The 18726-nt window shown below is 68.6% G+C and carries 22 protein-coding genes; 12 read left to right on the forward strand and 10 right to left on the reverse strand.

Annotated elements, in window-relative coordinates:
- The first annotated feature begins 167 nt into the window (after nt 1-167).
- Nucleotides 168-1103 (forward strand): alpha/beta fold hydrolase, encoded by a 936-nt coding sequence (locus RHCRD62_RS07085; RefSeq protein WP_084734131.1) that lies wholly within the window; start codon nt 168-170, stop codon nt 1101-1103.
- A 61-nt stretch (nt 1104-1164) separates the two neighbouring features.
- On the opposite strand, the gene RHCRD62_RS07090 is transcribed toward RHCRD62_RS07085, so the two are convergent.
- Nucleotides 1165-2670: a flavin-containing monooxygenase gene (locus RHCRD62_RS07090; RefSeq protein WP_084734132.1), complete on the reverse strand. Its 1506-nt coding sequence runs from the start codon at nt 2668-2670 to the stop codon at nt 1165-1167.
- Nucleotides 2671-2810: 140 nt separating this feature from the next.
- Here RHCRD62_RS07090 and RHCRD62_RS07095 point away from each other — a divergent pair, with 140 nt between their 5' ends.
- Nucleotides 2811-3266: a MarR family winged helix-turn-helix transcriptional regulator gene (locus tag RHCRD62_RS07095; protein WP_050064004.1), complete on the forward strand. Its 456-nt coding sequence runs from the start codon at nt 2811-2813 to the stop codon at nt 3264-3266.
- Nucleotides 3263-3646, forward strand: coding sequence for a DUF5313 family protein (locus RHCRD62_RS07100; protein ID WP_050064005.1), 384 nt, complete (start codon nt 3263-3265; stop codon nt 3644-3646). Before RHCRD62_RS07095 ends, RHCRD62_RS07100 begins: the two co-directional genes overlap by 4 nt.
- Here RHCRD62_RS07100 and RHCRD62_RS07105 read toward each other — a convergent pair.
- On the reverse strand, nt 3643-3951 hold the full coding sequence (locus tag RHCRD62_RS07105) for a rhodanese-like domain-containing protein (protein ID WP_050064006.1): 309 nt from the start codon (nt 3949-3951) through the stop codon (nt 3643-3645). The two genes, RHCRD62_RS07100 and RHCRD62_RS07105, sit on opposite strands and share 4 nt — an antisense overlap.
- A 29-nt stretch (nt 3952-3980) precedes the next feature.
- Nucleotides 3981-4715, reverse strand: coding sequence for a lysophospholipid acyltransferase family protein (locus RHCRD62_RS07110; RefSeq protein ID WP_050064007.1), 735 nt, complete (start codon nt 4713-4715; stop codon nt 3981-3983).
- Nucleotides 4716-4842: 127 nt separating this feature from the next.
- Here RHCRD62_RS07110 and RHCRD62_RS07115 point away from each other — a divergent pair, with 127 nt between their 5' ends.
- Nucleotides 4843-5280 (forward strand): 6,7-dimethyl-8-ribityllumazine synthase, encoded by a 438-nt coding sequence (locus RHCRD62_RS07115; protein WP_050064008.1) that lies wholly within the window; start codon nt 4843-4845, stop codon nt 5278-5280.
- Nucleotides 5281-5359: 79 nt separating this feature from the next.
- Here RHCRD62_RS07115 and RHCRD62_RS07120 read toward each other — a convergent pair whose 3' ends face one another.
- Together RHCRD62_RS07120 and RHCRD62_RS07125 are read right to left on the reverse strand one after the other, a co-directional pair.
- Nucleotides 5360-6328, reverse strand: coding sequence for an alpha/beta fold hydrolase (locus RHCRD62_RS07120; protein WP_050064009.1), 969 nt, complete (start codon nt 6326-6328; stop codon nt 5360-5362).
- A 4-nt stretch (nt 6329-6332) separates the two neighbouring features.
- Nucleotides 6333-7169: an alpha/beta hydrolase gene (locus RHCRD62_RS07125; protein WP_050064010.1), complete on the reverse strand. Its 837-nt coding sequence runs from the start codon at nt 7167-7169 to the stop codon at nt 6333-6335.
- Between the two features lie 76 nt (nt 7170-7245).
- Between RHCRD62_RS07125 and RHCRD62_RS07130 the strand changes: the two genes are divergently transcribed.
- Nucleotides 7246-8205, forward strand: coding sequence for a DUF5996 family protein (locus RHCRD62_RS07130; RefSeq protein WP_050064011.1), 960 nt, complete (start codon nt 7246-7248; stop codon nt 8203-8205).
- Here RHCRD62_RS07130 and RHCRD62_RS07135 read toward each other — a convergent pair.
- From RHCRD62_RS07135 to RHCRD62_RS07155, 5 genes are all read right to left on the reverse strand, one after another.
- The gene (locus tag RHCRD62_RS07135) at nt 8190-8909 is read right to left on the reverse strand and encodes an SIMPL domain-containing protein (RefSeq protein WP_050064012.1); all 720 of its coding nucleotides are present in this window, start codon (nt 8907-8909) and stop codon (nt 8190-8192) included. The two genes, RHCRD62_RS07130 and RHCRD62_RS07135, sit on opposite strands and share 16 nt — an antisense overlap.
- The gene (locus RHCRD62_RS07140; protein WP_050064013.1) at nt 8906-10198 is read right to left on the reverse strand and encodes a YhgE/Pip domain-containing protein; all 1293 of its coding nucleotides are present in this window, start codon (nt 10196-10198) and stop codon (nt 8906-8908) included. The genes RHCRD62_RS07135 and RHCRD62_RS07140 overlap by 4 nt, the downstream gene beginning before the upstream one ends.
- A 75-nt stretch (nt 10199-10273) precedes the next feature.
- Nucleotides 10274-10942, reverse strand: coding sequence for a DedA family protein (locus tag RHCRD62_RS07145; RefSeq protein ID WP_084734133.1), 669 nt, complete (start codon nt 10940-10942; stop codon nt 10274-10276).
- The gene (locus RHCRD62_RS07150; RefSeq protein WP_050064014.1) at nt 10939-11532 is read right to left on the reverse strand and encodes a TetR family transcriptional regulator; all 594 of its coding nucleotides are present in this window, start codon (nt 11530-11532) and stop codon (nt 10939-10941) included. The genes RHCRD62_RS07145 and RHCRD62_RS07150 overlap by 4 nt, the downstream gene beginning before the upstream one ends.
- 53 nt (nt 11533-11585) lie before the next feature.
- Nucleotides 11586-12446, reverse strand: coding sequence for an alpha/beta fold hydrolase (locus tag RHCRD62_RS07155; protein ID WP_050064015.1), 861 nt, complete (start codon nt 12444-12446; stop codon nt 11586-11588).
- A 96-nt stretch (nt 12447-12542) separates the two neighbouring features.
- Here RHCRD62_RS07155 and RHCRD62_RS07160 point away from each other — a divergent pair, with 96 nt between their 5' ends.
- The 7 genes from RHCRD62_RS07160 to RHCRD62_RS07190 all read left to right on the forward strand — a co-directional run bounded on the left by RHCRD62_RS07160 (nt 12543) and on the right by RHCRD62_RS07190 (nt 18685).
- The gene (locus RHCRD62_RS07160) at nt 12543-13331 is read left to right on the forward strand and encodes an SDR family NAD(P)-dependent oxidoreductase (protein ID WP_253277233.1); all 789 of its coding nucleotides are present in this window, start codon (nt 12543-12545) and stop codon (nt 13329-13331) included.
- Between the two features lie 95 nt (nt 13332-13426).
- The gene (locus tag RHCRD62_RS07165; RefSeq protein ID WP_050064016.1) at nt 13427-14392 is read left to right on the forward strand and encodes a pirin family protein; all 966 of its coding nucleotides are present in this window, start codon (nt 13427-13429) and stop codon (nt 14390-14392) included.
- 16 nt (nt 14393-14408) lie between these two features.
- Nucleotides 14409-15143, forward strand: coding sequence for a pirin family protein (locus RHCRD62_RS07170; RefSeq protein WP_050064511.1), 735 nt, complete (start codon nt 14409-14411; stop codon nt 15141-15143).
- 157 nt (nt 15144-15300) lie between these two features.
- Nucleotides 15301-16077: a pirin family protein gene (locus RHCRD62_RS07175; protein WP_050064017.1), complete on the forward strand. Its 777-nt coding sequence runs from the start codon at nt 15301-15303 to the stop codon at nt 16075-16077.
- A 72-nt stretch (nt 16078-16149) separates the two neighbouring features.
- Nucleotides 16150-17091, forward strand: a complete 942-nt coding sequence (locus RHCRD62_RS07180; RefSeq protein WP_050064018.1) for a PaaI family thioesterase — start codon at nt 16150-16152, stop codon at nt 17089-17091.
- On the forward strand, nt 17088-17993 hold the full coding sequence (locus RHCRD62_RS07185; protein WP_050064512.1) for a PaaI family thioesterase: 906 nt from the start codon (nt 17088-17090) through the stop codon (nt 17991-17993). Before RHCRD62_RS07180 ends, RHCRD62_RS07185 begins: the two co-directional genes overlap by 4 nt.
- 65 nt (nt 17994-18058) lie before the next feature.
- Complete coding sequence (locus RHCRD62_RS07190; RefSeq protein ID WP_084734134.1) at nt 18059-18685, forward strand: DUF4190 domain-containing protein; 627 nt, start codon at nt 18059-18061, stop codon at nt 18683-18685.
- Nucleotides 18686-18726 lie beyond the last annotated feature (41 nt).

The raw sequence follows: 18726 nt of genomic DNA on the forward strand, positions 1-18726 counted from the left end.
TCCCTGCCGAGCACCTCGACTTGCCCGCCGTGCGGGCTGCACCGCACCCGCGACCGCTATACGATTCCAGGGTGGTGGCCCTCGACGGCCGACCCAGACCACGTGTCCTCCTCCCCACACCGGAGGTGCCTACGTCCGATCGCAGTGGTTGTCTGACGGCGACGTCCGTGGCGGTCCTCCTGGCCTTCGCCCTGACGTCCTGCGGTGCCGACGTCACGACGCCGGAGGCGGCCGGGCACGACATCGCGGGGACGGTCCGCATCAGCGACGGCCGCGGCCTGTACCTGGAGTGCCGCGGCACCGGCAGCCCCACCGTCGTCCTGCAGTCCGGTTACGGCAACGCCGCCGACATCTGGAGTCTCGCGGAGGCGTACCCGCCCGCGGTGCTGCCCGGGTTGGCCTCGTCCACCCGGGTGTGTGCCTACGACCGCCCAGGGGCCCTGCTCACCACCACCACCGATTCCGACGGCACGATCGTCCCCTCACCCACCGATAGTCCGGATCGCAGTGACCAGGTACCGATGCCCCGGAACACCGCGGACGTGGTCGCCGAACTGCACGAACTACTCACCATCGCCGGCGAGCAGGGCCCGCTCGTTTTGGTCGGACACTCGCTCGGTGGCCCACTGAGCCTGCTCTACGCCCGCACCTACCCGGACGACGCGCAGGGCCTGGTGACCGTCGACGCCGCGCAGCCGGAACTGCGGTCGATGCTCGCACCGACGGAGTGGGCGCTGTTCGCCGACCTCCGGATGCCGCCGGACTCCTACCCCTCCGGCTACCAGGCCGAGGCCTACAGCGTGGACGAGTTGTTCGATCAGATCGAGGCGGCACCGCCGCTGCCGGACATCCCGGTCGTCGTCATGGTGCGGGGCGAACCCAACCCGATACCCGATCAGCTGCCACCGAACGTGACCGCCGAGTCGCTGCAGAAGGTCAACGACATCTGGCCGCAGTCGCAGGCCGCGTTCGCCGCAGGCATTCCCGGTGCCGAAGTGGTCACCGTTCCCGGCACCACCCACTACGTCCAGACCCAGCGCCCCGACTCGGTCATCGACGCCACGAAGTCCGTCATCGCCCTTGCGACGTCTGCGCCCCGCTGAGACTGCAGGTCACGGTGGCTACAGGGGTGTCCGGTCACGACGACCGTCTGCCCGCCCGAGCTCAGCCCACGACGGCCGGTGAGCTCAGCGTGTAGTCGTCGAGGGGAAACGAGTTGGCCTCCTTGAACGCGTTGGCGGTCGACGTCGGCCGTAGCAGCGCCGCTTCACCCTGCGGGTTGAAGTAGTAGCTGCGCGACGTGGAGCAACTGCCCGCGTAGAAGACGGAGTCGTCGAGGTTTGCCGTCATCCGGTCGAGGAAGTGGGCGTTGGCCTGGTCGGTCACCTCGAACACGTCGGCGCCGCGACGCTTCATCTCCCCGAACAACCGCGTCATGTGCGCCATCTGCGATTCGATGGTCGTGAAGTACGACAGGCCGCTGTACGAGTACGGGCTGGCCAGCGTGAGGAAGTTCGGGAACTTCGGCACGGCGACACCCTCGTAGGCCTGGAAACGGTTGTCACGCCACCACTTTCCGAGGTTGCGCTCCTCACGTCCGACGACCTCGATGGCGGGGAAGTTCACGTCCCACAGGTTGAAGCCGGTCGCGAGGACGAGCGTGTCGATCTCGGTCTTGCGCCCGTCGACGGTGACGATGCCATCTGCTTCGACATGGTCGATCGACGTCGTCTCCAGGTTCACGTGCCGCCGGGTGAAGGTGCGGAAGTAGCTGTTGGAGAACGTGGGTCGCTTGCAGCCGAAGTCGTAGTCCGGGGTCAGCGCGCGGCGCAGCTTCGCGTCACCGACCTGGGTGCGCAGGAACAGCCGGGACGCCGCGGCGGCGATCTTGTTGAGGATCTTCGCCTGCTTGTAGTGCAGGACCGCGGTGACCATCAGGCCCTCGAGCAGTCCGTCACTGACGGCGCGGGCGGCGCGTTGAGTGGCGGGGACCTTCGCGAACAGTCGGCGCACGACAGCGGGAATCGGGGCATCGAGCTTCGGTACCACCCAGATCGGGGTCCGCTGGTAGACGGTGAGCGCGGAAGCCTTGCGCGCGACCTCGGGAATCAACTGCACGGCGGTCGCGCCGGTCCCGATTATGGCGGCCCGGGTGCCGGTGAGGTCGATCGTGTCGTCCCACGCGGTGGTGTGCACGACGCGGCCCGCGAAGCTGTCGATGCCCTCGATGTCGGGCAGGTGCGGCTGCGACAGGAAGCCGGTTGCGGTCAGCAGGTAGCGTCCCGTGACCGGTTCCTGTCCGTCGATCGACACCACCCAGTGCCGGGCGTCGTCGTCCCAGTGAGCGCCCGAGACGACCGCACCGAACCGCATGTAGCGGCGCAGGTCGTATTTGTCGGCAACGTGGTCGGCGTACGCCTTCAACTCGGAGCCCGGCGCGAACAGCCGCGACCAGTGCGGGTTGGGCTCGAACGAGTACGAATAGGTGACCGATGCGATGTCGACGGCGAGGCCTGGGTAGCGGTTGACGTGCCAGGTGCCACCGAGGTCGTCTTCACGTTCGACGATGACCAGGTTGGTCATGCCGAGGCGCTTGAGCGCGATCGCCGCACCCATGCCGCCGAAGCCGGCGCCGACGATCACCGCGTCGAACTGCGTCGTTCCGTCCACGAGCCACCCTTCCGAAAAGTGTGTGTCACCGTAAGTACTACTTACTTTACCTTCAAACCGTGCGCGGGGCCGCTGATCCCGAAGAAAGTTCGAGCTCCGGATATAGTTAGTGCCCTAACTATTCGTGTACACTCCAATCCATGACCACGACCGACGCCGACCCACTCGCACTCGACCGCCAGGTCTGCTTCGCGCTGGCCGTCGCGAATCGGGCCGTGCTCTCCGTCTACCGACCACTGCTCGAACCGATGGGCCTCACCCATCCGCAGTATCTGGTGATGCTCGCGCTCTGGGGCGAGGCACCCATGTCCGTCAAGGCGATCGGCGCTGCGCTGCAACTGGATTCACCGACGCTCTCACCACTGCTCAAGCGCCTCGAGGCATCCGGGCTGATCACCCGCACCCGCAGCGCCGAGGACGAGCGCGCACTCGTCGTCGACCTGACCGACACCGGCCGCGCACTGCGTACCGAGGCCGAGAAGATCCCCCCGGCCGTCGTCGCGGCACTCGGCGTCGGGCTCCCGCAGCTCGAAGAACTGCACCGCGTACTCACCGACATCAACCAGGCAGCACTCAAGGCAGGAGCACTCGCATGACCGGCAAGATGGGCGTCACCCGCCCCAACCCGCTGCAGTGGATCGCGTACACGTTCGGCGCGAAGCTGCCCGAGTCGATGAACGACTGGGTGCTCAACGACATCACGGGCGACCACTACTTCGTCCGGCACATGCTGCGCGCCCAGGTCCCGTTCGTCCCGCTGTACGCGCTGTTCATGCTGTTCCCCGGCCCGCTGTGGCTGCGTGCGTCGATGGTGCTGCTCGGCGTCAGCCTGGCCGTCTTCTACTCGATCGTCTACATCCACCAGAACCGGGCACGTCGCCTGCAGAAGAACGGCCTGCCGATGGACCTGGACAACGACAAGCGCCGCGCCGCCCGCGAATCGGAGATCGACGCGTACTCGCGCGCCTGGCGCTAGTTTCCGGAGTCGACTGCGCGGCCCGACGCGATCCATGCGTCGGTTCCACCCGCGACGTTCACCGCAGTGACCCCGGTCCGACCGAGGTAGTCGACGACCTGCGCGGAACGCCCACCCTTTGCACAGATCACGTACAGGGTGTCGGCGGACGGAATGTCGCCCAGGCGGGCCGTGAACTCGCTGAGCGGAACGAGCACCGCACCGGGGACGCGGGCCTGCGCGTACTCGTCGGCCTCACGCACATCGATCAACGCGGCACCGGCGGCGAGTGCCTGCTCCAGTGCTGCCACATCCACTTGCTGCATGGTCGTCCTCCAGACGGGTCGGCGCCAGCTTACCGACGGCCGTACGCGACGGCCCCGTCGACGGCCTCCTGCAGCTGGTCGTGAACGAGCCGAGCGATGGCGGCGGGCTTGTCCGGCAGGTCGGTGACCGGCTCGGAGAAGTAGACGCTCGCGTTCCTGGCGTCGTCGCCGTAGCTGATGCCCATGTGCAGGAGCGCGGGCGTCACACCGAGCTTGATCGCCCGGCTCGTGATGTGCCCGACGCCGCTGCCGACGGACTGCAGCCGCGTCGGGTCGCCCTCGTTGCACGTGCCCTCCGGGAAGATCGCGACGCTGTCACCGCGGCTCATCCGCGTCGCGCACACGTCCATCATCTGCTGACCTGCGGCGTTGACGGCCCGCATGCCGTGGTTCTTGCCACGGAACACCGGTATCGAACCCATCAGGTCGATCCTGTCCCGCAGCTTCCGCTCCTCGAACAGTTCGTCCTTCGCCAGCACGCGCGTGCGCCCGATCACCGCGCGCAGCGGACTACGCCACGCCGCCGCCGCGACCGTGTACGGATCGGACTCGGACAGGTGGTTGACCGACAGCACCAGGCTGGTGTTCGAGCGCACGAGTGCCCGGATCGCGTCTCGCGCACCATCCGCGTACCGCACCCGAGGCCGGAACTTCGCGGCCAGCGTCGCGTAGGCGGCCTTCGCGAGCAGCCGGTTCTGACGGTGTCCGAGGTAGTAGTCGTAGACGGCGTCGGAGTTCTCGAGGGTCACGTCTGGCTTGGTCACGCTACCTACGGTACCGTAGGTTAGGGGCGATTGCCGAGAACGACCGTCCGCCAGAACCTTTCGCACGCGGTCCCGCGCACCGGACGGCGAGACCACCGATCGGGCGGCCCGGGACTAGCATTTGCCCATGACCATTGCGTTCGTTCAGGCCACCTGGCACAGGTCCATCGTCGACCACGCCCGCGACGCCTTCGTCGCCCGCTGGCGTGAACTCGGACACGACCCCGCCGACATCGAGTTCTACGAGACGCCCGGCGCCTTCGAGATCCCCCTCCACGCGCAGCGGCTCGCCCGCACCGGACGCATCGACGCCGTCGTCACCGCAGGACTCGTCGTCGACGGCGGCATCTATCGCCACGACTTCGTGGCCACCGCCGTCATCGACGGCCTCATGCGTGTCCAGCTCGATACCGACGTGCCCGTGTTCTCCGCCGTGCTCACCCCGCACCACTTCCACGACCACGCCGACCACGCCGACTTCTTCACCGCGCACTTCGACAAGAAGGGCGCCGAACTCGCCGACGCCTGCTCGGCCACCCTCGCGTCGCTGGCCACCATCAAGTAGCCCCACCCCGGGTTCCCTGATGTCACATCGAGTCACTTGACGACCCCCGATGTGACATCAGGGAACCAGCGCGGCGACGTCAGGCGTCGAGGCTCGCGAGGAAGTCGAGCCAGATGGCGGTGACCTCGGCGGGCTTCTCCATCTGCACGAAGTGACCCGCGCCGTCGACGACATGGGTGCCGACGAGTCCGGGCACCAGAGCCCGCATTGCGGCGAAGGGGTCGCGCCCCATCATCTCCAGCACGGGGTCCTTCGCGCCTGCGACGAAGACGGTCGGCACGTCGATCGGCTTGTCGTGCAACGCCGCGTTCTGCTCCCACACGGCGTCCTCGGCGCGATACCAGTTGAGTCCGCCGGTGAAGCCGGTTCTCGTGAATTCGCTGACGTAGTAGTCGAATTCGTCCTCGCTGAGCCATTTCCACGGCAGCGCGGGCGGTTCGGGCAGGACGTCGAGGTAGCCGTTGCCCTCGGACGGGAAGTCCCAGCAGTCGAGGTACCGGTTGGCGCCGGACAGGGCGTGCAGGATCTTCGCGAGGAACTCGCGCGGATGCCCGTTCAGTTCGGCGTCGGCGACGCCGACCTCCTGGAAGTAATGGACGTGCGCGAAATGCCGGGCGGCCAGGTACGCGAAGCCGACGCTGGGCTGCACCGGCAACCGCGGGGTGCGCGGGACGCTGAGCTGCATCAGCGCCCGTACCCGTCCGGGCGCCCACGCAGGCAGGTCCCACACGAGGTGCGCACCGAAATCGTGGCCGGCGAACACCGCCTGGTCGATGTCGAGTGCGTCGAGCAGGCCGACCATGTCACCGACGGTGTGGACGCGGTCGTAGGAACTCGCCTCGGCGGGCGCGCTGCTGCGTCCGTACCCGCGCATGTCCGGTGCGATCACGCGGTAACCGGCCCGCGACAGCGCGTCGATCTGGTGTCGCCACGTGAACCAGAGTCCGGGGAAGCCGTGGCACAGTACGACCGGTTGCCCGGTGCCCTGTTCGGCGATGTGCAGGTCGATTCCGTTCACCGCGATGGTGCGGTGCGTCAACTGGGACACGGCGTCAGCTCAGGTGCGCCGTGAGCCACCCGGTGACGTCGGCTATCACCTCGTCCTGCTCGGGTTCGTTGAGAATCTCGTGGTAGAGACCCGGATACTCCTTGTAGGTGAGGTCCGACGTCCCGGCGGTGGACGCGATCATCCGGCTGCCGTCGACCTTGGCGAGGCCGTCCTGCTCACCGTGCAGCAGGAGCAGCGGCAGCTTCAGCGACGGCAGGCGCGCGGGAAGTGACTCGGCGTTGAGGATCATGCCGCGGGCGATTCCTGCCGGGACCTTGCCGTGATGCACGAGCGGGTCGGCGTTGTAGGCGGCGACGACCTTCGGGTCGCGGGAGACGAGGTTGGAATCGAGGTTCTCGACCGGCAGGCCGGGCAGGTACTTGCCGAGCACCTTGCCGAGCGTGACGACGATCGCGGGCGTGCCGGACGTGACGTCGACAGCAGGCCCGGACAGGATCAGGCCGGCGAGATCGTCCTGGTGATCGAGGGCGTAGTCGAGCGCCATCGCGCCGCCCATGCTGTGCCCGAGCAGATAGACGGGCAGCCCGGGGTGTGCCGCGCGGGCGATGTCGAAGACGCGGTGCAGGTCGTCGGTGAAGTCCCGCCATTCCTTGAGCTCGACCCGCTTGCCGCCCGAGCGACCGTGGCCGCGATGGTCGGGCGCGTACACGACGATCCCGATGTCGAGCAGTCGCGCGACGACATGGTCGTAACGCCTCGCGTGCTCGCCGAGCCCGTGCGCGAGGACGAGCAGGGCGACGGGGTCGCCGTCCGGCGTCCAGACGTCGTAGTCGATCCGGGTGCCGTGATTACCGGTGAAGGAGTCCTGTGTGTGCGCCACGCCCCCACGATAGGCCTGGCCTAGACTCGAGAACACCTCTTCGTTCTCTTCGCCCCGAGCAATCGAGGGAGACGCGATGACCGACCGGAACGACTCCGACGGTTCGTGGCCGTCACTGCGTGTGGACGACTGGACGCCGACCCGGGACACCCTGCACATGTGGACGCAGATCGTGGGGAAGGTCCGCATGACGCTGTCCCCGCTGATCAATCACTGGTGGCAGGTGACGTTCTACGTCTCGGCGCGCGGACTGGCGACGGGCGCGATCCCCGTCGGCACGCGCATGCTGGACATCGAGTTCGACTTCGTCGATCACGCACTCGTGCTCCGCACCAGCGACGGGGGAATCGCGACCGTCGCACTCGAACCGAAACCGGTGGCGCGGTTCTACGGCGAGGTGCTGGAGGCACTCACCGCTCTGGGTGTCGACGCGCCGATCAGCGCGACGCCGAACGAGGTCGATCCGGCAATCCCATTCGCCGACGACCTGGTCCACGCGTCGTACGACGCCGACGCCGCGACACTGTTCTGGCGCCAGCTCGTGCAGGCCGACCGGGTGATGCGCGCATTCCGCGCGCATTTCATCGGCAAGGTGTCGCCGGTCCACTTCTTCTGGGGCTCATTCGATCTCGCGTGCACCCGATTCTCGGGTCGCAGCGCTCCCCCTCATCCCGGGGGCGCGCCGAACTGCGGCGACTGGGTGATGGTCGAGGGGTATTCGCGTGAACTGAGCAGTTGCGGCTTCTGGCCGGGCGGCGGCGAGGAGGGCGCGTTCTACGCGTACGCATATCCCGAACCGGACGGATTCGCCGACGCTGCGGTCGGGCCGGACGGCGCCTTCTACAACTCCGACTTCCGACAGTTCCTCTTTCCGTACGAAAAGGCCCGCACCGCAACGGATCCCGATGCCGCGGTCGCAGAGTTCCTGCAGAGCACCTACGCCGCGGCAGCGGACCTCGCGCAGTGGGATCGCCGCAACCTCGAATGCGATCCGCGCCGCTGGGATGTCGAGCCAGGCCGTCAGTCGATGTCGTAGACCACCGACACGGTGACGGTGAGGTCCTGGGTTCCCGGTTGGACGGGCGTCGCGGCCATCTGGTCGCTCAGGATCCGTCCCTGCATCGGCGCCGGTGTCTCCGCCGAGACCTCCGTGATCGACCGGACGCCGCCGAGCGAGACCCCCGCGGCGTCGGCGATCTGGCCGGCCTGCGTCTGAGCCTGCTGGACGGCCTTCGAGCGCGCCTGAGCCCGCAGCTCGCTGTCGTCGTCGACAGAGAACGACAGCGACTGCACGCGCACGGCGTCACCCGCCGCTGCGGCCGCGGCGTCGATCAGCTCACCGGCCCCCGCGATGTCGTGGACGGTCGCGGTGACCTGGTTGGTCACCTGGTAACCCGTGATGTCCGTCGACGAGTTACCGAAAGTCGGCTGCACGGACAGTCCGCTGGTGGCGATGTCGCCTTCCGCGACGCCCTTCGCCTTGAGACTGTCGATCAACGCGGTGGCGCGTTCGGCGTTCGCGGCGAGCGCGGCGTCCGCGGTCGCGGCCTGCGTCTGCACCCCGAGCACGACGGTCGCGGTGTCGGGCGCCGCGGTGACCGTCCCGACCGCCTGGGTGCTGATACCCGGAGGCGCGGACCCGGAGTCCCCGGAGGTCGAACCGCTGGAACATCCGGCGACGAGCACGAGGCCGACCGCCGCCGTCGTCGTCGCCACCGTCAGTGGCCGCAGAATCTTCATGCCTCACTATGACGCATCGACCGGCCCGCATACTGCCAACCGAGCACGGCGGCGAGCACGATCGTCGTCGCGGCGAATGCGACCATCAGCGTGTTCGCGGTCAGCAGCGGCCCCGAGGACGGTTCGCCGGCGAGGGTCACCGCGACCGGGGACGCGAGACTCGACGACACCGCCGCGACACCGCCCTGGAGCGGGATCGCTCCGATGCCCTCGCCGAGTTGGGCGCTCAGCGTGGCCGACACCGTCTTGAGTTGGGTGACGCCTGCGAGGACCTGATCGGTCGCGCCCGCCACCAGGTCCGGGGCCTGCGCGGCGATCGGTCCGATCCCGGACTGCAACTGGGCTCCCGCGCTCGACAGCTGCGCGGACATGCCCTCGACCTGACGGAAACCGCTGTCCAGAGCCGCACCGAGATCGGTGCCGTCCCCCACGTCGGTGCCCAGCAGTGCGGTGATCTCGGAAAGTTGCGCGGTCAGCGCCGTCAGGTCGGCTGCCGTGCGGTCGAGCGTGTCCGCCGCGGCCGCGTCGACTCCCGTCGACCGCAGGACGCCTGCGGCTGCGGTGAGCCCGCCCTCGAGTTCCGCGGCACCGGCGTTGACGTCCCCGATGGTCATCCCGAGTTCGGACAGTCGCGCGGACGCCTCGGCCGCGGGTCCCCGTGCGCCGTCCACCATTCCCGACACCTGCCCCGCGACGTCGGCGAGCTGGTTCGCACCGTCGTTGGCGGTCTGCAACAGCGGAAGGATGTCGTCGACGCCGCCCAGCATTTCCTGCGCCTGCTTCTCGGCCGCCGCGGTCGCGCTGGTCAGGATCTGTGCGGGCAGCGTCGCCTGCTGCAGTTGGGAGCGGGCCGACGCGACGCCCGACAGGAGGTCGCGGATACCGGCCGCCGAGGTCGTCGCGGACACCGACGCAGTCAGCTCCGACACCTGCGCGTCGTCGGCCTCGGGCCCCCGTTCGACAGTCACCTGGGCCTGCTGCGGGTTCGCGCCGCCCAGCGCCGAGATCCGGTCGGTGAAGTCGGATGGAATGGCCACCACGGCAACGTGTTCCGCGGTGATGTCGGGGGCCGCGTCGACAACCTCCCACTCGAAGTCGTCCGACGCCGTGAGCGCGGAGGCGACCTTCGCGCCCACCGGACCGGTGTCCTCGTTCACGACCGCGACGATGCGCGGGGACTCCGGCGACCGCAGGGCGAGGAGGACGCCCGACACTGCGACAACGGCAACGGCGACAACGACTGTCGCGGCCCACAGTCGGCGGACATGCGGCGCGGAGGAGATAGGCATGACGCCCGAAGGTACCGCCGATTCGTGTGGTCGACGGGTGGTGATCGGTGAGAGATCTCTGAGGATCCGGAAATCTCAGCTGCCGCTGGGACAGTTCCCAGGGTTCCCCATGAGCAAGGCGGTGGACTCCTGGTCGTGGGACACCTCACGCCGAACACGGATCCGGCGCCGTATCCCCCACACCACCGCGGCGGCGACGAGTACCCCCAGAATCACCCAGACACCGCCGCCGAGAACGGATTCGACTGTGGCGTACGAGTTTCCCACCGCATAGCCGACCAGGACACTCACCGAACCGAAGAGGGTCGCGGCGACGACGTTGAAGCCGAGGAACCTGCGGTACGGCATGCCGCTCATGCCCGCGAGCGCGGGCATCGCCGTGCGAACGAACGCCACGAATCGGCCCAGGAACACCGCGGGGCCACCGCGTCTTCGTAGGAGATCGGCGGCGTGGTCCAGACGCTGACCGGAGATCAGCGGAAGCCGATGCACTCGCGGACCGAATCGCCTGCCGATACCGAACCCGACGGTGTCGCCGAGCACGGCCGCGACCACGACGACGGCGATCATCACCCACAGGTGCGCGTGCGACTGACTGGCGATCACGCCGCCCGCGATCGCCGCGGTCTCGCCGGGGACGACGAATCCGATCAGCAACGCGTCCTCGAAGAACACGAAACCGCTCACGACCAGGTAGGCGATGAAAGGTTCGACGCCGTGCAGCTTCTCGAGCAGGGTGGTCATGTGGCGACCCCCATGGCGAGCAGCCCGGCACCGAGAGTGTCGAATCCGTAGCGCAGCTGGTCCTCGAAACGGGCGTGCCCGTCCTCGGGTCGCCACGCGCGGTACGCGGTGTGCGCGACCGCGAACGTGGAGTTCACGACCAGCGCGGTCAGGATCGGGTCGTCGGGAAGCCTGCCCGCCACCCAGTCACGAAGGAAGCGGCGGAACGGTTCGCTCGCAGCGAGCGCGGGTTCGAGCGGCGCCTGGCACTGCTCGATCATCGTCTTGCGGGTGAGGAGCTTCGCCTCGTCGCCGCACACCGCGCCGACGATGATCTCGCGCACCGACACCCAGACCGGTTCGTCGTCGGGCCGGGCGGCGGCGAGGGCGCGCCAGCGGTCCGGGTCTTCGGGGTCGGGGTCGAGGAGCAGCGCTTCCTTGGACGGGAAGTAGTTGAAGAGGGTGCTCTTCGAGACTCGGGCGGCGGCCGCGATCTCCTCGACGCTGACGTCATCGAATCCGCGTGCGGTCACCAGCTCGATCGCGGCGGCGCGCAGCGATCGCCACGTGTCGAGCTTCTTGGCCGCACGCAGGCCGGGAGTCTGGGTCACCCTCCGAGCGTACGCCGATTCCTGAACTCGGTCCAAATTTATTCTCGGTCCGCTTAGCCCTCTCTCGCGCCTCCGTGGACCCGGGCCAGCACCGCCGTCGCCACCTCCCCGGGCACCTCCTCCGGAAGCCAATGACCGACTCCGTCGAGTTCGACGAATTCGTACTCACCGGTGACGAATTCACCGCAGCGATCGACTCCCGAACGCATGACGGCGATATCGCCGCTGCCCCACAGGAACGTGGCGGGTACTCCGACGGGCGGCACCGCGGCCCAGTCGTCGCCCTTCGCCCGGTACCAGTTGAGGGCGGCGGTCATCGCCCCCGGTTCGCCGAGCAGCCGGATGTGCCGGTCGGCCAGGCCGGCGGGAACGGCGTCGCCGAATCCGATCCGCAGACCGGCCGCGTTGTCGGCCAGCAGAAGTTCCTCGGCGGGACCGGTCTGCTGGAAGAACTCCATGTAGCCCGACTTCTCGCGCTGCTCGGGGTCCCGCCGAATCGCCCACGCGAAGGCCGCGGGATGGGGCACGGACAGCGCGGTCAGCGAGGCGACGAGGTCGGGATGGCGAGCTGCGACAGCCCAGGCCACGATCGCTCCCCAGTCGTGCCCGACGAGATGCACCCGATTCAGCTCGAGTGCATCGCACAGGCCGACGACGTCGCGGACCAGCGCGTCGAGGCGATAGTCGTCGACGTCGCCGGGTCGGGCTCCCGGCGAGTAGCCCCGTTGATCGGGGGCGAACGTCGCGACACCGGCGTCCGCCAACTGCCGGGCAACGAGGTCCCAGGAAGCCGAACTCTGCGGGAACCCGTGCAGCAACAGAGCCACCGGAGCCCCCTCCGCCTCACCTGCGACGGAGACGTCGAAGACGAGATCACCAACCCGCACTGCGCGCGTTTTCGACGGGGTCGTCATGCCCCGTGATGCTAGCGACGACCTCTGTTGACAACTAGACACTTGCATGAATACTTGTCCAGCAAGTGATCCAGGTCTCATCGAGGGGAGCGGGCGTTGAGCGCGTGTGCGGCGGGAACTCAGCGGGTGTCGGTGATCGTGGGCGGCGCCTCCGGCCTCGGGTGGGCGACCGCGCAACTACTCCACTTCCAGGGTGATGTCGTCGTGATCGCCGACGTCGAGACCGAGGCGGCAACGCAGCGAGCAGCCGAGCTGGGCGGCTCGGCGATGGCACGGCACGTCCAGGTCAGCGACGAGGAGAGCGTTCGCGCGCTGTTCGAGGGTGTTCGCGACGAGCACGGGTCGGTGGACGCCGTCGTGAACTGCGCGGGCATCTCCCGCCCGGGAGCGCTCGTCGACCTCTCCGTCGACGACTGGCAGGACACCGTCGACGTCTGTCTGACCGGGTCGTTCCTGGTTCTGCGCGAGGCCGCGAAGGTGATGCGCGGGGGTGGCGCGATCGCGTTGATCGCATCACTGAACGGCCGCCAGCCGGGCGTCGCGATGGGCGCCTACTGCGCGGCCAAGGCCGGGGTCCTCATGCTCACCGAGGTCGCCGCGCTCGAACTCGGTCCGCGGCGGATTCGAGTGAACGCGGTGTCTCCCGGCTTCGTCCCGACCCCGCTGACCGCGGGAGCGGCACTGGTCCCGGGCCTGGTCGAGGACTTCGTGGAGAACATCCCGCTCGGCCGAGCGGGAGATCCCGACGACGTTGCGAACGCGATCTCGTTCCTGCTGTCCGATCAGGCGAGCTGGATGACGGGCGCCTCGCTCGACCTCAACGGCGGCGCACACACGCAGCGGTACCCCAATGTGCTTCGACACCTCGCCGCGATGACGGGCTGACACGGCCGGGAATACCTCCCGCCTCCACGCGTTGACTCCGGTGAAAGTAGTTTATCTCTCAACTACATGCCCGACATCGACCCGAGGAGCACACCATGCCCGCCGTGACCGTCGACAACATCCTCGCCCTGCCGCGCCTGAACGAGACCACTCCCGACGCGACGCCGCGGCCCGTCCTGGCGGTCACCACCGCCCCGACCGGCTACGAGGGCGAGGGCTTCCCCGTCCGGCGCGCCTTCGCGGGCGTCGAGATGCGCCATCTCGACCCCTTCATCCACATGGACCAGATGGGCGAGGTGAACTACGCCCCCGGTGAGCCGAAGGGCACTCCGTGGCATCCGCATCGCGGCTTCGAGACCGTCACCTACATGATCGACGGGACAATGGAACACCAGGACTCCAACGGTGGCGGCGGCGTCATCAGTGGCGGCGACACTCAATGGATGACAGCGGGTGGCGGCATCCTGCACATCGAAGCCCCGCCGGAGAAGCTCGTCATGAGCGGAGGCCTCTTCCACGGCGTCCAACTGTGGGTGAACCTGCCCCGCGACAACAAGATGGCGGCCCCGCGCTACCAGGACATCACCGGATCCAAGGTGGCCCTGCTGTCGTCCCCCGACGGCGGCGCACTGATCCGCGTCATCGCGGGCGAACTCGACGGCCACCAGGGCCCCGGCTCCACCTACACCCCGATCACCCTGCTGCACGCGACCATCGCGCCCGGCGCGAGCGTCACCCTCCCCTGGAATCCCGAGTTCAACGCTCTCGCCTACGTCCTCGCAGGCGACGGGACCGTCGGTACCGAGCGTCGGCCGGTGCACATGGGCCAGACCACCGTGTTCGGGCGTGGAGACACCATCACGATCGGGGCGGCCGACACGCAGGACTCGCGTACCGAGTCGCTCGAGGTGTTCGTCCTGGGCGGCAAGCCGATCCGTGAACCCGTCGCGATGGCCGGGCCGTTCGTCATGAACACCAAGGCCGAGGTCATCCAGGCGTTCGAGGACTACCAGGCCGGCCGACTCGGCTCGATCCCGGCAGCCCACGAGACCCTGGGCTGACGTCGTGCCCGAGGTGATGGTGCAGCGGGCGGGCGATCGCAGGCACCTGAGATACGGCTGGCTCGATTCGCGCCACAGCATGCCCGTCGCGGGGAATTTCGATCCGGCCGAGCACGCCCACGGACTGCTGGTGGTGAACAACGAGGACATCGTCGACTTCGGCGAGGGCTTCGACACCCACCAGCACCGGGACGCCGAGATCGTCACCTGGGTGCTCAGCGGATCGCTGGTCCACCAGGACTCCGAAGGTCACTCCGGTGTGGTGTACCCCGGCCTCGCGCAACGGATGAGCGCGGGCCGGGGCATCTTCCACTCGGAACGCAACGACCGCGTCGGCTCGGCCGGCCCCAGAGCGGCGGAGCCTGTGCATCTGGTCCAGATGTGGGTTCCGCCGGACGAGTTCGGCATCGAGCCCAGCTATCAGGAACTGCCGATCGGTGACGAACTCGATGCTGGCGGCCTCGTCGTCGTCGCTTCGGGCCTGCCGAAACACCGTGGGGACGCGGCGATCGGACTCCGCAACCGCAACGCCGGGCTACACGCCGCACGGCTGCAACCCGGCCGGTCGGTGACGATCCCCGACGCCCTCTACGGGCACCTGTTCGTCGCACGCGGCACGGTCGACGTCGAAGGCGCGGGCAGGCTCGACCACGGGGACTCGTTGCGGCTCACCGACTCCGGCGGCCAGCGCGTCACCGCGATCGAGGCGGCAGAGGTGCTGATCTGGGAGATGCACGCCGGATTGCGGTGATCGTCACTGCCGCAGACACCGGGCAGCATCACCACCGAAGACACGGCAGTGTGAACACCTGGTTACCGCAACGTTCAGGCATCGGAGCGATCACGAGAGAAGGCAACGGCGAACTGCCTGGTTATGTTGGAGGGCGAGGTTCTCGAAGGAGGTACATATGACGGCAGCGACGACGCCTCGCGTCGACATCCGGCGTGCCCAGGATCGGCTCTCGACGCAGATCGCCTGGCTCGACTCGAAGCACTCCTTCTCCTTCGGCCAGCACTACGATCCCGACAACACCCATCACGGCATGCTGCTCGTGCACAACGACGACATCGTTTCACCAGGTCAGGGCTTCGATACCCACCCGCATCGCGACATGGAGATCGTGACGTGGGTGCTGCGCGGATCGCTCGTGCACCAGGATTCGATGGGTCATGCAGGCGTGATCTATCCGGGGCTCGCGCAGCGGATGAGCGCGGGCACAGGAATCCTGCACTCCGAGAAGAACGACTCGTGGCGGCTCGCCGGCTCCGCGAGCCCCGAACACTCCGAACCGGTCCGGTTCATCCAGATGTGGGTGCTTCCGGACGAGGCGGGCGTGGCCCCCGGCTACGAGCAACTCGAGGTCGAGGACGAGTTGATGCGCGGCGGACTCGTGCCGGTGGCGTCGGGGATGCGCAAGCACCGCGGCGGATCGGCGATCAGCATCAACAATTCGGGCGCCGCGCTGTACGTCGCGCGGATGCAGGCCGGCGACACCGTCACCCTACCGGAGGCGCCCTACCTGCACCTTTTCGTCGCCGAAGGAGAGGCGGACCTCGAGGGCGCCGGTCGCCTGTCCGAAGGCGACGCCGTGCGGTTCACCGCGACGGGCGGCCAGCGGCTCACCGCGACCGACCGCGACACCGAAGTCCTGATCTGGGAGATGCACGGGCGACTCGGCGGCTGACGCGGCGTATCACCGTCCCGTCGACCGGGAATCCGGGACGGTGATCGACGCACCCCGGCTAACCATGTCTGCATGACCACCACCCCGGCTCGACCCCGCGGCGTCGATCCCCTCAACACCATGATGGGGGTGCGCGTCCTCGCGATGTCGCCCGCAGGAACGGACCTCACGGCCGCCGCGGGCGTCCGGTTCCACGACCATCGCGGCCGCACGACGCTCGCCTCGGTGGGAGTCCTCGCGGACTCGGCGGTCGCCGGGGCGTTCTTCGCGTCGGTCCCGGCGGGGAACCGCACGGTCGTCTCGCAGTTGACGGCGGTCGCGACGGCGCCACTGCCCGACGCCGGTGTACTGACCGCGACGGCGGCCACCGATCACCTCGATCTCGAATCGGGGACCGGCCTGTCCGTCGGCACGATCACCGCCGACGGCGCCACCCGAGTCCACCTCCTCGCCCGCAGCGTCGTCGTCAGCCGCGCCGCCCGCGACGACATCCATCTCGCGCCGGGACCGACCACCGAATTCCCTGCCCCGGCCCCGGTCACGCCAGTCGACGGTGCGGCCGGCCGTGCCATCGTCGAGGGCATCGCGGGTGGCAGCGTGTCCGGTGGTCCGCTGGCAGGGCTCGTCGGACTCACCGTCACCGACGTCGGCAGGGACACCGTGACGGCGACCCTGCGTCCCGAGCCGTGGATGAGCAATCAGGTCGGCTCCGTGCAGGGCGGCATCCTGTTCGCCGCCGCGGCCCTGACGAACGGACTCCTCGCCCAGACGCTCACCGCGCCCGGCCAGGACTACACCCTGCAGGACCAGACCATCGACTACGTGCGGTCCCCCGCCGTCGACGGCCCGCCCATCACCGCACTGGCCCGCGTCGTGCGGGCGGGGCGCCGGATCGCCTTGATCGAGTCGGCCCTGTGCGGCCCGGGAGGCGTCCTCCTCGCGCGGACGACTGCGACCGCTCAGCTGACCGGGCAACGGCAGGTTGAAACGGCAATGATAGAAAAGTGGTCATGACCTCTACCGATACCCCGCGAGTCGACCGGCTGATGGCGATGATGGGCGCTCGCCAGGGTGCCGTCGAACCCGGCCGAATCGAGTTCACGCAGGAGGTCGGCTCTCGATTCCACGACCATCGCGGCCGCACCGTCCTCGGTTCCATCGGCGTCCTCGTCGACAGCGTCCCGGGCAGCGCCGCCGGGCGGGCCGTGCCGCGGGGCACCCAGACGGTGCTGTCGCAGATCACCGCGACTCTCGCCGCTCCCCTGCCGGACACCGGCGACGTGCTCGCCCGCGGGCACGCCGTGCACCTCGACCTCGACACCGGAATCGGGCTCTCCGCGGGCGAGCTGACCGGCCCCGACGGACAGACCCTCGCGGTACTGACCTCACGATCCGTCGTGGTCACGCGCGGCGCGACCCACGCCGACACCGTGTTCGGAGGCGAGGCGCTGCCCGTCCCCGAGGCCGAGCCGGGCACGGATCCGGCCGAGTTCGCCGAGCTGACCGGGCTGGACGTCGTGTCCGCGATCGCGGCCGGCAAGGTCGCCCGAGGGCCGCTGGCCGGACTGTTCGGCGTCGAGGTGACCGAGGTCGAACGCGGCCGGGTCGTCGCGGAATTCGTGCCACAGCCGTGGATGGCGAACTACCTGGGAACGGTGCAGGGCGGCAACCTGATCTCCGTGTCGGACGTGACGGCCGGTCTGGCGTCGCAGACCCTCACCGCCGCCGGGCAGGACTACCGGGTGCTCGACCTGCGCATCGACTTCGTGCGGTCCCCCGCCCTCGACGGCGGCCCGGTCCGCGTGCGCTCCGAGGTCGTGCGTGCAGGCAGGCGGCTCGCGCTGATCGACACCGAACTCGTCGACACCTCGGGCATCCTGCTCGCCCGCGCACAGACCAGCGTCCAGCTTTTCTGACGCATCCGGGTCTACTCTGCGATGAGCGGGCGTCGCCCGGCGCCGGCCTGCCGGAGGAGCGTGCGATGACGAATCAGCCACCGAATCCCGACGGAACACCCGAGGGTCAGCCGCCGCAGTACGGCCCGCCCGGATCCGGCCCCGGCCAACCCGGCCAGCAGTATCCCGGCGCCCAGCAGTATCCGGGGGCACAGCAGTACGGCCAGCAGTACCCGGGCGGCTATCCGCCCCCCGGCTACCCACAGGGTGGTTATGCACAGGGTGGATATGCACAGGGTGGTTATGCGCCTCAGCCGTCGAGCTCGCCGAGGAACGGGGCGGGTATCGCGGCGCTGATCCTCGGCATACTGGCTCTACTCACCGTGTGGACGATCATCGGCGGTGTCGTCTTCGGCATCCTCGCGATCATCCTCGGCATCGTCGGCCGATCGCATTTCAAGAAGCAGCGGGCCACCAACGGTGGGATGTCGGTGGCGGGAATCATCCTCGGCGTCCTCGCACTGATCGGGGCGATCGGGTTGGCGGTGCTCGGAGTCGGCCTGTTCACCATGATCGGCGGCCGCGACTTCGTCGACTGTGTACGTGATGCAGGCAACGACAGGGCCGCCGTCCAACGTTGCGAGGACGAATTCCGCCAGAACGTCGAGGATCAGCTCTCGATCACCCTCACCCCCGTTCCGGTCCCGCGCTGACGCTCACAGCAACCTCTCGGGTAGGTCCGAGCGAGGTCACA

It is taken from the genome of Rhodococcus sp. RD6.2 (genome assembly GCF_001040705.1).
Classification (GTDB): domain Bacteria; phylum Actinomycetota; class Actinomycetes; order Mycobacteriales; family Mycobacteriaceae; genus Rhodococcus_G.

What these genes read in the sequence shown, in the direction of transcription:
- RHCRD62_RS07095 (WP_050064004.1), top strand. Translation starts at nt 2,811, where the DNA reads ATGACCACGACCGACGCCGACCCACTCGCACTCGACCGCCAGGTCTGC.
- RHCRD62_RS07100 (WP_050064005.1), top strand. Translation starts at nt 3,263, where the DNA reads ATGACCGGCAAGATGGGCGTCACCCGCCCCAACCCGCTGCAGTGGATC.
- RHCRD62_RS07105 (WP_050064006.1), bottom strand. Translation starts at nt 3,951, where the DNA reads ATGCAGCAAGTGGATGTGGCAGCACTGGAGCAGGCACTCGCCGCCGGT.
- RHCRD62_RS07115 (WP_050064008.1), top strand. Translation starts at nt 4,843, where the DNA reads ATGACCATTGCGTTCGTTCAGGCCACCTGGCACAGGTCCATCGTCGAC.
- RHCRD62_RS07130 (WP_050064011.1), top strand. Translation starts at nt 7,246, where the DNA reads ATGACCGACCGGAACGACTCCGACGGTTCGTGGCCGTCACTGCGTGTG.
- RHCRD62_RS07135 (WP_050064012.1), bottom strand. Translation starts at nt 8,909, where the DNA reads ATGAAGATTCTGCGGCCACTGACGGTGGCGACGACGACGGCGGCGGTC.
- RHCRD62_RS07140 (WP_050064013.1), bottom strand. Translation starts at nt 10,198, where the DNA reads ATGCCTATCTCCTCCGCGCCGCATGTCCGCCGACTGTGGGCCGCGACA.
- RHCRD62_RS07145 (WP_084734133.1), bottom strand. Translation starts at nt 10,942, where the DNA reads ATGACCACCCTGCTCGAGAAGCTGCACGGCGTCGAACCTTTCATCGCC.
- RHCRD62_RS07155 (WP_050064015.1), bottom strand. Translation starts at nt 12,446, where the DNA reads ATGACGACCCCGTCGAAAACGCGCGCAGTGCGGGTTGGTGATCTCGTC.
- RHCRD62_RS07165 (WP_050064016.1), top strand. Translation starts at nt 13,427, where the DNA reads ATGCCCGCCGTGACCGTCGACAACATCCTCGCCCTGCCGCGCCTGAAC.
- RHCRD62_RS07170 (WP_050064511.1), top strand. Translation starts at nt 14,409, where the DNA reads ATGGTGCAGCGGGCGGGCGATCGCAGGCACCTGAGATACGGCTGGCTC.
- RHCRD62_RS07175 (WP_050064017.1), top strand. Translation starts at nt 15,301, where the DNA reads ATGACGGCAGCGACGACGCCTCGCGTCGACATCCGGCGTGCCCAGGAT.
- RHCRD62_RS07180 (WP_050064018.1), top strand. Translation starts at nt 16,150, where the DNA reads ATGACCACCACCCCGGCTCGACCCCGCGGCGTCGATCCCCTCAACACC.
- RHCRD62_RS07185 (WP_050064512.1), top strand. Translation starts at nt 17,088, where the DNA reads ATGACCTCTACCGATACCCCGCGAGTCGACCGGCTGATGGCGATGATG.
- RHCRD62_RS07190 (WP_084734134.1), top strand. Translation starts at nt 18,059, where the DNA reads ATGACGAATCAGCCACCGAATCCCGACGGAACACCCGAGGGTCAGCCG.